The 16,090-nt window shown below is 70.6% G+C and carries 13 protein-coding genes and 1 pseudogene; 7 read left to right on the top strand and 7 right to left on the bottom strand.

What is annotated here, in order from left to right; all coding sequences use genetic code 11:
• Nucleotides 1–47 precede the first annotated feature (47 nt).
• The 7 genes from ACFY3I_RS36630 to ACFY3I_RS36660 all read right to left on the bottom strand — a co-directional run bounded on the left by ACFY3I_RS36630 (nucleotide 48) and on the right by ACFY3I_RS36660 (nucleotide 6,855).
• A complete protein-coding gene (locus tag ACFY3I_RS36630) occupies nucleotides 48–986 on the bottom strand; it encodes an ROK family protein (RefSeq protein WP_390865309.1) in 939 nt (312 codons plus the stop codon).
• Nucleotides 983–2,704 (bottom strand): hypothetical protein, encoded by a 1,722-nt coding sequence (locus tag ACFY3I_RS36635; RefSeq protein WP_390865310.1) that lies wholly within the window; start codon nucleotides 2,702–2,704, stop codon nucleotides 983–985. The genes ACFY3I_RS36630 and ACFY3I_RS36635 overlap by 4 nt, the downstream gene beginning before the upstream one ends.
• Nucleotides 2,705–3,071: 367 nt before the next feature.
• On the bottom strand, nucleotides 3,072–4,040 hold the full coding sequence (locus tag ACFY3I_RS36640; protein WP_390865311.1) for an aldo/keto reductase: 969 nt from the start codon (nucleotides 4,038–4,040) through the stop codon (nucleotides 3,072–3,074).
• Complete coding sequence (locus ACFY3I_RS36645) at nucleotides 4,037–4,876, bottom strand: amidohydrolase family protein (protein WP_390865312.1); 840 nt, start codon at nucleotides 4,874–4,876, stop codon at nucleotides 4,037–4,039. Before ACFY3I_RS36645 ends, ACFY3I_RS36640 begins: the two co-directional genes overlap by 4 nt.
• Before the next feature lie 64 nt (nucleotides 4,877–4,940).
• A complete protein-coding gene (locus ACFY3I_RS36650; RefSeq protein ID WP_390865313.1) occupies nucleotides 4,941–5,264 on the bottom strand; it encodes an L-rhamnose mutarotase in 324 nt (107 codons plus the stop codon).
• 3 nt (nucleotides 5,265–5,267) lie between these two features.
• Nucleotides 5,268–6,020 (bottom strand): SDR family NAD(P)-dependent oxidoreductase, encoded by a 753-nt coding sequence (locus tag ACFY3I_RS36655; protein WP_390865315.1) that lies wholly within the window; start codon nucleotides 6,018–6,020, stop codon nucleotides 5,268–5,270.
• Nucleotide 6,021: 1 nt separating this feature from the next.
• Entirely contained in the window at nucleotides 6,022–6,855 is an 834-nt protein-coding gene (locus tag ACFY3I_RS36660) for a fumarylacetoacetate hydrolase family protein (RefSeq protein WP_390865316.1), read from the bottom strand.
• A gap of 315 nt (nucleotides 6,856–7,170) precedes the next feature.
• Between ACFY3I_RS36660 and ACFY3I_RS36665 the strand changes: the two genes are divergently transcribed.
• The 7 genes and pseudogenes from ACFY3I_RS36665 to ACFY3I_RS36695 form a co-directional block, all read left to right on the top strand.
• The gene (locus ACFY3I_RS36665) at nucleotides 7,171–8,058 is read left to right on the top strand and encodes a FadR/GntR family transcriptional regulator (protein WP_390865317.1); all 888 of its coding nucleotides are present in this window, start codon (nucleotides 7,171–7,173) and stop codon (nucleotides 8,056–8,058) included.
• Between the two features lie 144 nt (nucleotides 8,059–8,202).
• Entirely contained in the window at nucleotides 8,203–11,460 is a 3,258-nt protein-coding gene (locus ACFY3I_RS36670) for a discoidin domain-containing protein (protein ID WP_390865319.1), read from the top strand.
• An 81-nt stretch (nucleotides 11,461–11,541) separates the two neighbouring features.
• Nucleotides 11,542–12,639: an enolase C-terminal domain-like protein gene (locus ACFY3I_RS36675; RefSeq protein WP_390865320.1), complete on the top strand. Its 1,098-nt coding sequence runs from the start codon at nucleotides 11,542–11,544 to the stop codon at nucleotides 12,637–12,639.
• A gap of 127 nt (nucleotides 12,640–12,766) precedes the next feature.
• On the top strand, nucleotides 12,767–14,155 hold the full coding sequence (locus ACFY3I_RS36680) for an ABC transporter substrate-binding protein (protein WP_390865322.1): 1,389 nt from the start codon (nucleotides 12,767–12,769) through the stop codon (nucleotides 14,153–14,155).
• Nucleotides 14,152–15,084 carry a sugar ABC transporter permease gene (locus tag ACFY3I_RS36685; protein ID WP_365297059.1) on the top strand — a complete coding sequence of 311 codons (933 nt, stop codon included), beginning with the start codon at nucleotides 14,152–14,154 and terminating at the stop codon, nucleotides 15,082–15,084. The genes ACFY3I_RS36680 and ACFY3I_RS36685 overlap by 4 nt, the downstream gene beginning before the upstream one ends.
• Nucleotides 15,081–15,995: a carbohydrate ABC transporter permease gene (locus ACFY3I_RS36690; protein ID WP_365297057.1), complete on the top strand. Its 915-nt coding sequence runs from the start codon at nucleotides 15,081–15,083 to the stop codon at nucleotides 15,993–15,995. The genes ACFY3I_RS36685 and ACFY3I_RS36690 overlap by 4 nt, the downstream gene beginning before the upstream one ends.
• 5 nt (nucleotides 15,996–16,000) lie before the next feature.
• A pseudogene (locus ACFY3I_RS36695) lies at nucleotides 16,001–16,090 on the top strand ((Fe-S)-binding protein); the annotation flags it as partial.

Consider the following 16,090-nt stretch of genomic DNA (forward strand, 5'->3'; position numbering starts at 1 on the left):
TCCTGCGTCCCCGGTCGCGGCTTTCGGGCCTCGGACCCCGCCGGACCTCAAAGCGCGGTACCGGCCGTGCCCTGCGCCCACCGGGCGGCACCGATCAGCGGTGCCTCTGCCGGCCGCCCGGCCGGCAGCACACGCACACCGATCCCGCCGGTCCGGACGAGTCCGGCGGACAGCGGAGGCTGGATCAGGTCCCACGACTGGGCCATGGAACCGCCGATCACCACGGCGGTGGCCGCGAAGCGGTCGATCCACGGGGCCAGTACCTCGCCAAGACTCGCGAAAGCGTAGCGGAAAGCCTCCCGAGCTGCGGAGTTGCCCCCCTTCGCGAGCGCGGCGATCTCATGGACGTCCGGCAGGTCGCGCTCCATCGGAAGACTCGCGAGGCCTGCGTAGTGGGTGCGTATGGCACGGCGGGAGGCGAGATCCTCCAGCGGCCGGCCGCCCGTGGTCAGACGGTGCACGTGACCGCCGGGAGGCACCTGCGTGCCGTCGTGCACGGGCCGGCCGTTCCGCAGGAACGAGGAGCCCACACCGGTGCCCAGCGTCAGGCACACCACGCGCTCGTGCCCTGCCGCGGAACCCGCGTGGTGTTCGCCGATCGCGAATGCGTCGGCGTCGTTGAGGAAGCGCAGGCGCTCGGCCCTGCGGCCCAACCGCCTGCGCAGTCCGGCCCCGACATCGACACCGGCCAGGGTTTCGAACTTCCCGATGTCCGTGAACCGGCCCACTCCGCTGCCGTAGTCGAAGGGTCCGGGTATGGCCACGCCCCAGAAGGGCCGGTGATCGGCGGGCAGTTCCAGGGCCGCCAGGGCGATGGTGTCGAGGATGCCGTCGGCCGGGGCGTCCGAACCGAGGGGCCTGCGCAGCACCGACGACGGAACGGGGTGTCCGGTCGCCGGATCGACCAGGGCGGCGGTGACATGGGTTCCGCCGATGTCGAGGACGGGGACGGGCGCCCCGGCCCGCCTGACGACAGCGCTGGTCACGGTTGGACCACCAGCGCCTTGACGACGTGGACCTCGTCGTCGCCCACCGGGCTGATGCGGTACGGTCCGGCCGCCGCGGGCACGGTGATGGTCTCCGCGAAGGCCAGGAAGTGGCTGCCCGCGTCACGCGTCTCGATGACGACGCCCTGGCCCGCGGCGACGTTGAGGATGTGGAAGCGTCCGGCGGTGTCGTCGGCGATGTCGGCTCCCGGGGCCACGACCAGGCGGTGCACCGCGTAGAACATCTCCGGCAGCGCGCCGATGACCTCCTCGCGCCAGCCCTCACCGGCCCGCAGGGTGCGCGGTTGCTGGACCAGGTCCTTCGTCACGTCCTCTCCGCGCCGGGTGGTGTCGAGGTTGGCGAAGCCGTGTGTGTAGGGGAGGGGCCGGGAGGCGCCGGCGGCGTCCTTGCGGAGCCAGTCGTAGAAGCGCAGGGAGTAGAGGTAGGGCGTCGCGCTCACCTCCAGCACCAGGTTGCCCGCGCCGGAGGCGTGCGGGGTGCCGGCGGGGATCATGAACAGCTGGCCGACGGTGGCCGGATGGGTCTGGACGTGGTCCTCGACGGGCATGGGGGTGCCGTGAGCGATGGCGTCCTGGACCTGACGGTGCATGACGTCGGGATCCGCGTGCTCGGTGAGCCCGAGGAGGATCTGGGCGCCGGGCTCGGAGGCGGTGACGTAGTACGTCTCGTGCTGGGTGTAGGGCCAGCCGAAGACCTCCCGCATGTACTGCTCCTGAGGGTGGCAGTGCAGGGAGAGGTTGCCGCCCCCGACGGTGTCGAGGTAGTCGAAGCGGATCGGGAAGGAGGTGCCGAAGGCGCGGTGTACCTCTTCGCCGAGCATGGCCTTCGGGTGCAGCACGCAGAGCAGTTGGAACGGGATCTCGACCTGCGGCCCGCCCCTGTCACCGATGAGGACTCCCGCCTCGGGGGCGATCAGTTCGTACCCGAGGGCGGTGTTGCCGGCCTGCGGGGTGAAACCGAGTTCGGTCGCCGCCCACTGTCCGCCCCACGGCGTGGAGTTGAAATACGGGCGGGTGCGTACGGGGCCGCGCGTCAGGTGTTCCAGGGTGCTGCGCAGGGCGTTGCCTTCCAGGGACGCGGGGGCCGACACGTCCTGCATGTCGATCCACCTGTCGACCCGGGTGGCGTGTGCGTCGCGGTGCCGGTCGAGCACGGGCCAGTCGGTGTAGAACAGCCGCACCAGATCGCCGGGTTCGCCGGGACGTGCCAGGTTGACGCCGACCGGAAGCCGTCCGTGCGCCACGGCGGCCTCGGCGTACCGCTTCGGCAGGTCCGCGTACCACAGCACATCCGGCTCACACAGTCCCGCGCCCGGGCCGAACACCACCACGATGCCCGCGTCCGGGAGCCTGTCGGCCCGGGGGGCGACATCGAAGAGGTCGCGGACCCGTGCCTCGGACAAGGGGGTGAAGAAAGGGTCGTCGGCAGGGACGGGCCGGGCGGCGATGCGGTCGGCGGCCGCGGGGTCGTAGTGGTGACGCACGTCCATCAGCCGCACCTCCCGCCCTGCGGAGCGGACGGCCGCCGCGAGGCCGTCGGCCAGGGCCTCCCAGTCCAGGGCGGCGGGACCGTCGACCGACAGCACGAGCGGTCCGCCGGGCAGGCCGGCCACAGCAGCCGGCCAGCCCGCGACCACCTGCCCTTCCACGGGCTCGTAGCTGGGGTTGGCATCGTACGAGCGGGACGTCGACGGCACATCTACTCCTCATCGGGCTTCCGCGTGCAAGTTAACGATAACAATGGGTGGTTGGAGGCGTCCATCTCCCCGGACGCGGTGGGTACTTCTCGTCCATCGGGCTCTGAGCTCTTGATATGCCTGAGGACATACGCTGGTTGAGGCTCGGGCAGTCGGCGATCGCCGAATTCCTGCGGCATGTTGACGTTAACCAGCCGGACAGGCATGGCTGGTGCAGATGGTGGGCGGCCCGCAGGGCGCGGCCGGACCGTGATGCGTCACGGCCGAAAGCGCCGGTTCCTCGACCTCCCCGGCCCACGGCCGGACAAGCCGGTCCTCGAACTCCCCGGCACTCAGACCGCACCGTTTCATCGACGGCCGGCCCACCTCACGTCGTTTCGGCGACGCCGTCCAAGGCGGCCCATGTCTCCTCGGCCAGGTCGACCGCGGCCCAGCGGGCTGCCGCGCGTACTTCGTCGCAGGAGCGGAAACCTGCCACCACACACGCCACCTCGGGGCTGCGCAAAGGGAAACGTACCGCCGCGTGGGGGAGGACCGTCCGGTGCCGGGCGCACACCTCGGCGAGACGACGCGCGCGGCGCAGCACGGCCGCGGGGACGGGGCCGTAGTCGAAGGTGGCGTCGGCGGCCGGGCGAGGGCGGCTCAGCAGGCCGGAGTTGAAGGGTGCCGCGGCGACGACGGACGTACCTCGTGCGGCGCACGCGTCGAGCAGCGGCCGTGCGGTGCGGTCGAGCAGGGTCCACCGCCCGGCCACCATGACGGCGTCGATGTCGGTCTCGGTGACGGTCCGCAGGAGCGGGCCCACGGTGTTCGCCCCCACACCCACGGCGCCGACGACTCCCTGGTCGCGCAGGTCCAGCAGCGCGGGGATGGCCTCGCCGACGGCGGTGTCCAGGTGATCGTCGGGGTCGTGGACGTAGACGATGTCGACGCGGTCCAGCCCCAGCCGGTCCAGACTGGCCTCCAGGCTCCGCAGCACGCCCGTGCGGGAGTAGTCGGGGCGGCGGACCAGGGTGTCCGGTACGGCGAAGCCGCCCGCCGCCAGGTCGGACCCGGTGGGCGCGGGGTGGGGTTCCAGCAGCCGTCCGACCTTGGTGGAGACGGCGAACTGCTGCCGCGGCCGGCGGGCGAGTGCCGCGCCCAGGCGCCGTTCCGACAGGCCCAGGCCGTAGTGCGGTGCGGTGTCGTAGTAGCGGAGCCCGGCGTCCCAGGCGGCGTCGACCGTGGCGTGGGCTTCGTCGTCGCTGACGGCGGTGTAGAGGTTGCCGAGTGGAGCGGCGCCGAAGCCCAGGGCGCTGACCGACACCTCGGTGCGGCCCAGCCGCGTGACGTTCATGCGGGGATTCCGTACCAGTGCACGGCGGTGGTGCCGAGGACGGCCTCGCGTTCCGGGGCACTCAGCTCCTCGCACAGGGCATCGGTCACGGCGAGGACGTCGTCGTAGTCGGCTGCCAACAGACACACCGGCCAGTCGGATCCGAACATGACGCGGTGCGGCCCGAAGGCCGACCACAGTACGTCGGTGAAGGGGCGCAGCGCCCGGACCGGGTCGGCTCCGGACGGCACCCGGGTGACGAGACCCGACAGCTTCACGGCGACGTTGGGGCAGGTGGCCAGGTTCTTCATCTCGGCGGTCCAGGCGTCCAGGCCCGCTTCGCCGATCACGGGATTTCCGGCGTGGTCCAGGACGAAGCGCACGTCGGGCAGCTCGCGTACCGTCCGGACCGCGTCGGGGAGTTGGTCGGGGCGCACCAGCAGGTCGTAGGAGAGGCCGGTCGCGGCGACCGCGCGCAGGCCGCGACGGACGTCCCCGCGGGACGTCCAGTCGGACACCGGTTCGTCCTGGACACCGTGGCGGATGCCCACGAGCGCCGTCCCGCCCGGAGCGTCCCTCAGCTCGCGGAGGCGGTCGGAGACCGCCGGATCGGTCAGGTCCGTCCATCCGACCACGGCCTTCACGTGCGTGTCCCCGGCGGCCAGCGCGAGCAGTTCCGGCGTCTCCTCGGCATCGGCCATGGTCTGTACGACGACGGCCGTGTCGACGGCGTTGCGCTCCAGCAGCGGCCTCAGGTGCGACGGGCCGAAGCTGCGGTGCAGTTCGGGCAGGCCGTGGGTCCAGGGCTGGTCACGGACCGCCAGGTCCCACAGGTGGTGATGGGCGTCGATACGCATGGTCCGTTCCTGGTGAGAGAAAGGGCGGGCTGGACGGTGTCACGTGGTGCACGGTGGTGCGGGATCAGTCGAGGTGGAAGACTTCCTCGGCGCTCGCCCAGAGCGGGCCGTCGGTGGCGGTGTCCAGCGGCTGCTGGCAGGGGTCGGTCAGCGCCCACCACCGTCGTGAGTCCGGGTCGGCGGCGATCGCCGCGGTGTCGGCGGCGTAGTCGTCGCCGGTGTATTCGAGGTAGCTGAACAGCAGTCCGTCACGCAGGAAGATCGAGTAGTTGCCGATGTTGGCCCGCTTGAGCGCGGCCAGGACGCCGGGCCACGCGGCGGCGTGCAGTGCCCGGTACTCGGCTTCCTTCTCCGGGCGCAGTCTGACCACTGCTGCGTGGCGTTCCATCGCTCAGCCCTCCTTCCGCAGCCGCAGTCCGTCCATGCCGCCGTCCACGGCGAGGCTGGTCCCGGTGGTGGATCCGGCCGCGGGGGAGGCCAGGTAGGCCACGGCCGCGGCGACTTCGTCCGCGGAGACGAGCCGGCCGTGCGGTTGCCGGGCGGCCAGCGCCGCGTGTTCGGCCGCCGGGTCCGGAGCCCGCTCCAGGAGGCGTGCCACCCACGGTGTGTCCGCGGTGCCGGGGCAGACGGCGTTGACCCTGATGCCCTCGGGGAGCAGATCCGCCGCCATGGCGCGGGTCAGCGACAGCACCGCGCCCTTGCTCGCCGAGTACAGCGCCCGCTGGGGCAGGCCGGCCGTCGCGGCGATGGAGGAGATGTTGACGATCGCACCGTGTGCGGAGGACCGCAGCGCGGGCAGCGCGGCGCGGGTCACCCGCACGAGTCCGACGACGTTGATGTCCCAGACCCGGTGCCACTCGTCGTCGGAGTTGTCCGCGACGCCGCCCTGGGCTCCGATCCCGGCGTTGTTGACCAGCACGTCCAGGCCGCCGAGGGCGTCGACGGCGCTGCTCACGGCCGAGGTGACGGAGGTGTCGTCACCGACGTCGGCCCGCACGCACGCGTCGAACCCGTCGGGGGACGCCTCGGCCAGGTCCAGGATCGCGACGCGTGCCCCCTGGGAGGCGAGCAGCCGGGCGGTGGCCAGCCCGATGCCCGAGGCGCCGCCGGTGACCAGGGCACGGAGCCCGTCGAACCCACCCATGTCAGGCCTCCTCGAACGTCTGTCGCTGGCGGCCGAGTCCGTCGATCTCCACGTCGACGACATCGCCGGCCCGCAGGTAGGGGGTGCCGGCCAGGCCGAGGGCGACGCCGGCCGGCGTACCGGTGTTGATCACGTCACCGGGGCGCAGGACCATGAAGTGGCTGAGGTAGCGGACCAGTTCGAAGACGCCGAAGATCATGTCGGACGTGCTGCCGTCCTGGCGGACCTGGCCATTGACCGAGAGCCGCAGGCCCAGCGCCTGGGGGTCGGGCACCTCGTCGGCGGTGAGCAGCCAGGGTCCCAGCGGGTTGAAGGTCTCGCAGTTCTTGCCCTTGTCCCACTGACCGCCCCGTTCCAGCTGGAACTCGCGCTCGGAGACGTCGTTGCTGATCGCGTACCCCGCCACGCAGGCGGCCGCGGCGGCCTCGTCGGGGAGGTAGCGGGCCTCGCGGCCTATGACGACGGCGAGTTCGACCTCGTAGTCGGTCTTGACCGAGCCGCGGGGGATCAGCACCGCGTCGTCGGGGCCGACCACGGTGTCGGCGGCCTTGAGGAAGACGATCGGCTCGTCGGGGACGGCGGCACCGGTCTCCGCCGCGTGCTGCCGGTAGTTCAGCCCGATGCACACGACCTTGCCCACGCCGCTCAGCGGGGGCCCGAACCTGTCCGGCCGCCCGACCGGAGGCAGCGCGCTCAGGTCGACGCCGGCCAGGACCGCGGGCAGGGTGTCGGCGTTCAGGTCGTCGACGACGGGACGCAGATCGCGCCACACGCCGTCCGGTCCGGATATCAGGGGTGTCTCGGCTCCAGCCGAGCCGTGCCGCGCCAGTCTCACAGAACCCTCCCGCGAAGGTGCCTTCGAACTTCGGCTGTCAGGTGCAGTGCGAGGCCGTAGGACCCCTGGCGTTGACGGCGGCTCGCGCCGGACGCTCCCGCGACACGGCCACGGAGCCGGGTCACCGGCCTCCGCTGTGCGCGATGGATCTGCTTCATCTGACGTTCAGGACCATATGGATGAGATCGCTCTGGCGCAACAGGCGGCTTGCAAAGCCTCCCTGACCACTTGCTCTGGCATGTTAAGTCGGATTTGAAGCTGATCCTCGTCAACATCTATCCATCACGTAACGCAGATGTCATAGTGACCTCGCCGATGAACCAGATTCATTCGCCGAACAAGAAGGAGTGCATCGTGGCCGATCCGTCGCGCGTCCCGGGCCAGGGGGATGACGACACGTCACGTCCCTACCGGCCCGGGTACGAGCTGGTGGCCGAGCAGCTGCTGGAGTACATCTCCGCACAGGGGCTGCGTCCCGGCGACCGGCTCCCCACCGAGAAGGGCCTCGCCGAGGTCCTGGGCGCGACCCGCAACGTCACCCGTGAGGCCGTGAAGGTCCTGGCCGCCATCGGCCGGCTGAGCGTGCGGCGGGGAGCCGGCATCTTCGTCGCCGAGGGGACCGGGGGACTGGTCGACGACCAGATGTCCCAGTTCCGTCCGACGAGCATGGAGGACGTCCTGATGCTCCTGGACTACCGATCGGTGATCGAGTCGGAGACCGCCCGCAGGGCCGCCGGCCTCGCCACGCCCATCGAGGTCCGTGCCATCAAGGACAGTGCGCAGGCCTCGTTGGATGCCGCCGGACGGCACGAGGTGCACGCTTTCGCCCGCGCCGACGAGGCGTTCCACGACGCGGTCGGCGCCGCCTCGCACAACGTGTTCCTCCGTTCGAGCGTCGCCGGCGTACGGCGTCTCGCAGGCCAGTCCGACGTGCTGCTCTTCCACGGCGACGCGCCCGGCTCCCTGGAGGTCGCCGCACGTCAGCACCTCGCCATCGCCGAGGCGGTCTCCGCGGGGGAGGCCGAACTCGCCGAGCGGCTGATGGTGGAGCACATCGCGACCACCCAGAGCCAGTTCGAGCGGAAGATCCGCGACCGGCTGTTCAACCTGGACGACCGTGCCGCCCCCGGAGGGCCCGCGCGGACGTCGGCGGACAGTGGCCCCGGCCCGGTCGCGGAGCCCCCGCGGACGTCGGCGTCCTAGGCCGGCGGTGGGCCCGTCGCCGCACGGCGACGGGCCCGCGCCGACCGCTGCACCAGGAACAGGGCGGACGACCCGTTTCCTGTGTTCCATTCCCCAGACGATTGGATCTCCGTGTCTCTTCTGTCTGTACGCAGGGGCAGAGCCGTGCCCCTGCCGAGAATCCTCATAGCCGCCCTGCCGGTCGCCCTGGCGGTGGCCCCGCTCGCCGCGACCCCGGCACAGGCGGCCCCCAAGGCCGCCGGGCTGACCGTCTACGTCTCCCCGGGCGGCAAGGACACCGGCCGGGGGACCGCGAGTCACCCCTTCAAAACCCTGGAACACGCCCGGGACTACGTGCGTGACGCCAAGTCCCGTACGGGCGGCGACATCCACGTGCGGCTGCTGTCCGGCACGTACCGGCTCAGCCGCACCTTCACCCTCACCGCCCAGGACTCCGGCAGGAACGGCCAGAAGATCGTCTACGAGGCCGCACCCGGAGCCCACCCGGTGATCAACGGTGGCAGGCAGGTCACCGGCTGGACGAAGGCCGACGCCGACGGCAAGGTCTACAAGGCGAAGCTGACCGGCCTGGACACCCGCCAGCTCTACGTGAACGGCGAGTCGAGGACCCGGGCCCGCAGCGGGAAGAACCCCTCGGGCTTCAGCAAGACCGCCACCGGCTACACCTTCACCGACAGCGCCATCAGCGCCTACAAGCACCCCGCAGACCTCGAAGTCGTCAGCGCCTGGGGCTGGAAGCTGATGCGCTGCCCCGTCGAGTCCATCTCCGGCACCACCATGACGATGCGTCAGCCCTGCTGGCACAACGCCAACCTCCAGCAGGGCCAGGAGATCCAGAACCCGACCTGGCTGGAGAACGCCCGCGAACTGCTGGACAGCCCGGGGGAGTGGTACCTGGACAAGAGCGCCGGCGAGGTCTACTACATGCCCGAGCCGGGCGAGGACATGAGGACCGCGGACGTCACCGTGCCCGCGATCCAGGACCTGGTCGACCTGAACGGCACCCGCGACCACCCCGTCACGGACGTCGCGTTCCAGGGCCTCACCTTCTCCTACTCCACCTGGCTGGAGCCGAGTTCGGCCGACGGACTCATCGAGGGCCAGGCCGGCTTCCGGATGGTCGGCGACGACAACCCGACCTTCGACTCCACCCGCCTGAACTGGAAGAAGACGCCCGGAGCCGTCAACGTCAGCCACGGCCGGGGCATCGACTTCGACGACAACACCTTCACCCACCTCGGCGCGGTCGGCCTCAACCTGAACACCGGCACCCAGCACACCGGCATCACCGGCAACGTGTTCCGGCAGATCGCCGCCACCGGCATCCAGATCGGCGGCGTCACCTGGGGCGACGCCCATCCCGACGACCCGCGGGACATCACCCGGGACACCCGCGTCGACAACAACGTCATCACCCAGGTCGCCGACCAGTACAACGGCTCCCTCGGCATCCTGGCCGGCTACACCGACACCACGGTCATCACCCACAACAAGGTCCACGACCTGCCCTACAGCGGCATCTCCGTCGGCTGGGGCTGGGGCCTGACCGACAAGGGCGGCAACTCCGCCTACCCGGGCAACGCCGGCGTCCCGGTCTCCGACACCCCGACCATCAGCCGTGACAACGTCGTCAGCGACAACGAGATCTACGACATCATGAAGTCACAGGCCGACGGCGGCGCGGTCTACACCCTGAGCGACAACCCCGGCGGCCGCGTCTCCGGCAACTACATCCACGGCGTCCCCGGACCCGCCTACGGTGCCGTCTACCACGACGAGGGCAGCCGCCACTGGACCAACACCGGCAACGCGTTCTGCGACATCGCCTTCCAGTGGCTGCTGATGAACCACGCCGAGGACAGCCGGGCCACCGGCAACTACACGACCAACCCCGCCTTCAGCGTCCAGTACCTCAGCAAGAACGACACCGTGAACGGCAACGTCACCGTGGGCGCCTGCGACCAACTTCCCGCCTCGATCGTGAACAACGCCGGACTGCGGAAGCCCTACCGCCATCTCGACCCCGGCCCCGACGTCGCCGACCACCGGGCGCCCGGCGCCCCCGGCACCCCGACGGCCGTCACCGACTTCCCGACCGTGGCCGACCTCAGCTGGCCGGCCGCCACCGACGACACCGCCGTCACCGGCTACTCGGTGTTCCAGGACGGCAAACTCGTCAACGCCTCCGCCACCCCCGGTGTCCGCATCCCCGGACTGACGGCGGGAATGACGTACACCTTCCGGGTCACCGCCCGCGACGCGGCGGGCAACGAGTCGGCACCGAGCCGCACACTCGCGCTCACCATGCCGGCCGGCCGGGACCTGGCACTGAAGAAGCCGGTCACCGCATCCTCCGACTCCGAGGACAACCACCCCGAGAAGGCGGTGGACGGCGACCCGTCGACCCGCTGGGCCCAGGGCCTCGGCCTGCCCGACCCGTCCTGGATCCAGGTCGACCTCGGCGCCTCCTACGACGTCGACGGCACCATCACCACCTTCGAGAAGGCGAGCGGATACAAGTACCGGGTCGAGGTGTCCCCCGACGAGGTGCACTGGAAGACCCTCGCCGACCGCACCGCCACCAACACCACGGCCCAGACCGACTACGACCACACCGCCACTCCCGTCACCGGCCGGTACGTACGGCTCACCGTGACCGGCTCCAGCGGCAACGGCGGCAGCATCTTCGACTTCCAGGTCTACGGCAGCCCGGCCGCCCCCGGCTCGGACCACACCGCTCCCTCGCGGCCCGGACAGCCCTCGATCCGCCCGCTGGCACCCGGCGCCCTGGACCTCGACTGGCCGGCCGCCACCGACGACACCGCCGTGACCAGCTACGTCGTCTACCAGGACGGCAAGCGCATCGCCGTCACCGACGACACCACCCTGCGGGTCACCGGCCTGACCGCCCACACCCCCTACACGTACACGGTCGTCGCCCGTGACGCCGCGCTGAACGCGTCTGACCCCAGCCCCGCGGCCACCGTCACCACACCCGCCGACGACGACCTCGCCCTGCACAAGCCCGCCACCGCGTCCTCCGAGTCCGACGGATACGCGCCCGCCAACGCCGTCGACGGCGACCTGTCGACGCGCTGGGCGCAGGGCCTCGGCCTGCCGGACCCGTCCTGGATCCAGGTCGACCTCGGCGACGCCACCGACGTCTCCAGCGTGGCGGTCACCTTCGAGAAGGCCGGCGGCTACAAGTACCGCCTGGAGTACTCCACCGACGGCGAGAACTGGTCCACGCTCGACGACCACACCGCGGACAACACCACCTCCGCGACCAACTACGCCTTCGCCGACCATCCGGTCACCGCACGCTACCTGCGCCTGACGGTCACCGGATCCAGCTGGAACGGCGGCAGCATCTACGAACTCCAGGCGTACGGCGGCTTCTGAGCCGCCCGCACGGCGGGCGTCCGGCGGTCACCCCGCCGCCGGCGCCCGGCCGGATCCGCCCACACAGAGACGAAAGCCAGGATGAAGATCACCCATGTCGAAGTACACCGGATCGACGTTCCGGCGGCCAGCCCCCCCTTCCGGTGGCGCGACGGCCTGAGCGGCAGCCCCGAGGTCGGCGACGGCGCGGTCCTGCACATCGGCACCGACGAAGGCGCCGAAGGCGTGGCGGTGTTCGCCCGCCCCGGAGCCTTCACCACCCTCACCGAACTGGTGGACCGGGTCTTCCGGGACGAACTCCTCGGCGCCGACCCCTTCCAGCGGGAGTGGCTGTGGCACCGCGTGTGGGAGCTGGACCGCATCCACGAACTCCCGCTCCCCACCCTCGGCCTCATCGACACCGCCCTGTGGGACCTGGCCGGCCGCTACCACGGACAGCCGGTGTGGCGCCTCCTCGGCGGGTTCCGCGAGGCCATCCCGGCCTACGCCTCCACCTCCACGTTCTCCTCCACCGAGGAGTTCCTCGACGTGGCCGACCAGTGCCTGGCTCTGGGCTACCGCGGCATCAAGCTGCACGCCTGGGGCGACGCCCGCCGCGACGCGGCGCTCTGCCTCGCACTGCGCGACCACGTGGGCCCCGACATCCCCCTCATGTACGACGGCTCGGCCGGCTTCGACCTGCCCGACGCCATCCGCCTCGGCCGGGCCCTCTCCGAGGCGGACTACCTCTGGTACGAGGAGCCGATGCGCGAGTTCAGCGTCTCCGCTTACCAGCAGCTCGCCACGGCCGTGGACATCCCGCTGCTGGTCGCCGAGACCTCCGACGGAGCCCACATGAACTCCGCCGACTTCATCCGGGCCGGCGCCGCCACCTTCGGCGTCCGCGCCAGCACCAACCTGAGGGGCGGCATCACCGGGGCCATGCGCACCGCCCACCTCGCCGACGCCTACCGGCTGCGCGCCGAGGTGCACGGCTCGGACATCCCCAACCACCACCTGTGCATGGCCATCTCGAACACCACCTACTACGAGTCCCTGGTCACCTCGGCGCACGTCGTACGCGAACGCCACGTGGACGACCAGGGCCTGGTCCACGCCCCCACCGGACCCGGCATCGCCCTTCCCCTCGACTTCGGCTACGGCGAGGCACTGCTGCCGTTCGTCGAACAACCGTGCTGAGCCGGCCGTGGCCGCCGTCCGACGCGACGGCGAGCACGGCGGACGCCCCCCATCCGGCGCACCACCCCAGCCGCGCGGGGACCCACCCCGGCGGCGGCGAAACCGGCATGAACAGAAAGGCAAGACGATGAGGTCTTCCGGATCTCCGAGAGCCGCCCGACGCCGAGCGGCCGTCCGTACCGCGGCCGCGGCCGTCTCCCTGGCCACCGCGGCCATGCTGGCCGGCTGCGCCAGCGCCGACACCAGCACCCAGCCCTCCTCCCCTTCGAAGGCCGCCTTCAAGCCGGTCAAGCAGAAGGACGGCTCCGAGATCACCGTGTGGGCCGACTCCACCCGGCTGCCGGCCGTGCAGGCCTACCAGAAGGCCCACCCGGACGCGAAGCTGAAGATCGTCACCTACGACGGCGGTGCGGACGGCTCGACCTACCTGCAGACCAAGATCCAGCTGTTCGACCGCACCGGCAGCGGCTGGCCGGACGTCGTCTTCGGCTCGCCCACCGACGTCACCTGGGCCTCGAAGGCCACCAAGCCCGACGCCCAGCCCTTCGCCGCACCGCTGGACGACAAGCTGGTGCAGCAGAGCACCCTGGACGGCTTCGCCAAGGGCTCCCTCACGCCGTGCCAGTTCAACGGCCACACCTACTGCCTGCGCAACGACATCGCGCAGGTCGTCCTCTGGTACAACAAGCCCCTCATGGACAAGTGGGGCTACCAGGTCCCCACCACCTGGGAGGCATACGAGGCGCTCGGCAAGAAGGTCGCCGAGGAGCACCCCGGCTACCTCGTCGGCTCGGTCGGTGACACCAACTCCCACGAGTCGTACTTCTGGTCCGGGCAGTGCCCCGCCTTCGACCTGGTCAAGCCGGACACCCTGCGCACCGACCTCCAGGACCCCGACTGCACCCGCACCGCGAAGCTGCTGGACAGCCTGATCGACGCCAAGGCGGTCACCACCAAGGGCTTCTTCAGCCAGGGGTTCGCCAAGGACAGCGGGAACAAGGTCCTCATGGCCTACGGCCCCTCCTGGTACGGCCAGTACCTCTTCAAGTCGGCCTTCAAGACGCCCGCCAAGCAGATCGCGGCCGCGCCCCCGCTGACTTGGCAGGGCGAGTCGGGCGTCGCCACCGGCAACGTCGGCGGAGGCGTATGGATGGTCTCCTCGCACAGCGCCAACCTCAAGGCCGCCACCGACGTCGTGACCTGGCTGACCACCTCCGACGCCAACCAGGCCTCCGCCCCGACCTACCCCGCCTACACCAAGGCGGCACAGGCCTGGCTGGCCAACCCGGCCAACAGCGAGTACTTCGCCAACGACGTCAGCGGCGCGTTCCAGAAGGCCGCCGACGCCGTGTGGACGGGCTGGTCCAACACCCGGTTCTCCGACTCCACCGCCTGGTCCAGCGTCGTCCTGCCCGCCCTCACCGCCGGCAAGAGCCTCACCGCGACCCTCCCCGCCTGGCAGCAGGAGATCGGCAACGAGGCGAAGGCCCAGGGATACAAGGTGGTCACCAAGTGACCCTGCTGGAGACCGAGCGCGTCGCCGTCTCCGCCCTCCGCCGCGGCACCGTGCCGCGGCGGAGGCGCCGCGGCACGGCCGGATACCTCTTCGTCGCCGGGTACGCGCTGCTGCTGCTCGCCTTCGGCGTCTTCCCGACCGGCTACTCCTTCTACCTGGCCTTCACCAACGACCGCGGCCAGTTCACCGGCCTCAACCAGTTCGTGAAGGTCGCCCAGGACTACCGCTTCCTCCCGGCCTTCGGCCACATGCTCGTCTACCTGCTCCTGTGGCTGGTCACCCTGGTCGTGCTCGTCGTCCTGGTCGCCGTCGTGCTGCGCGGCCGGATCCGCCCAGGCCTCTCCGCGCTCCTGCGCTTCCTGTACTACCTCCCGGGCGCGCTGGCGGGCGTGGCCAGCGTCCTGGTCTGGCTGTTCATGCTCGACCCGGACGTCAGCCCGGTGTCCTGGCTGCTGGACAGCCTGGGCATGCACACCTTCGCCGCCGTACTCGCACCGGGCAACCTGCCGCTCATCCTGATGCTGATCGCGTTCTGGACCGGCGCGGGCGGCTGGATGGTCGTGATGTACGGAGCCCTGAACAACATCCCCGACGAGGTGCTCGAAGCCGCCCGGATGGACGGCGCCGGACCCTGGCGCACCGCCTGGCACATCCAGATCCCCATGATCCGGCAGTGGATCGTCTACATGACCATCATGGCGTTCGCGACCGGCACCCAGCTCTTCGTCGAACCCCAGCTGCTCCAGACCGCCAGCCTGGGCCGCGTGAGCCCGACCTGGTCGCCCAACCAGCTGGCCTTCGTCTACGCCTTTCAGCAGGGCGACTTCAACGGCGCCGCCGCGATCTCCGTCTGCCTGCTGGTCGTGGGACTGCTCGCCGCCGGCCTCCTGGTAGCCCGCTCGAACCTGTTCACGTTGGATGAGAAATGACACCCACCCCTTACGCCGCACCGAGCGCCGGCCGTCTCGCCCGGCCCGGCCGTGCCCTGTCCTACGTCGTCGTGGGTATCCTGCTCACCGCGTTGCTGGTCTTCTTCGTCCTCCCGGTGCTCTGGCTGCTCCTCGCGCCCTCCAAGACCGCCGGTGAAGTGGTTCGGGACAACCCGCTGTCCTTCGGCTCCTTCCACCAGATCGGCACGGCCTGGCGGCACCTGTTCGCCTTCCAGGACGGCGCCATGCTCACCTGGCTGCGCAACTCCGCGATCTACTCGGGCGGTTCACTCGTCCTCACCCTGCTCGTGAGCGTCCCCGCGGGCTACGCGCTGGCGCTGACGAACTTCCGCGGCCGCAAGGCGCTCCTGGTGATCACCCTCGTCACCATGATCATGCCGCAGGCCACCCTGGTGCTCCCCGTCTTCCTGGAGCTCAACCGCTTCCACCTGATCGGGACGGTCTGGTCGGTCATCCTGCCCTTCTCGTTCTACCCGTTCGGCGTGTACCTCGTGTACATCTACTTCGGCAGCAGCCTGCCCAGGGATCTGCTGTCCGCGGCGCGCATCGACGGATGCACGGAGTGGCAGCTGTTCACCCGCATCGCGCTGCCGCTGGCCAAACCCGTCGTCGGACTGGTCGCGTTCTTCAGCTTCGTCGGCAACTGGAACAACTTCTTCCTGCCCTACCTCGTGCTGCCCAACAGCGAGCAGTTCCCGATCCAGGTCGGTCTGAACCAACTGCTGACCTCCACACCGTCGTTCAACCCGGTGGCCGGCGCCGGACTGAACATCACCCTTCCCGAACTGGCTCTGGCGATCATCCTCGCCATCCTCCCCGTGCTCGCACTGTTCCTGGTCTCACAGCGCACCCTGGTGGCCGGCATGCTCGCCGGCGCCACCAAGGAATGACCGCGATGCGTGTCGCCCTGTTCCTGACCTGCGTCAACGACACGCTGTATCCGGACACCGGTCGTGCGGTGGTGAAACTCCTGACCAGGCTGGGT

Source organism: Streptomyces sp. NPDC001068 (assembly GCF_042897315.1).
Classification (GTDB): Bacteria; Actinomycetota; Actinomycetes; order Streptomycetales; family Streptomycetaceae; genus Streptomyces.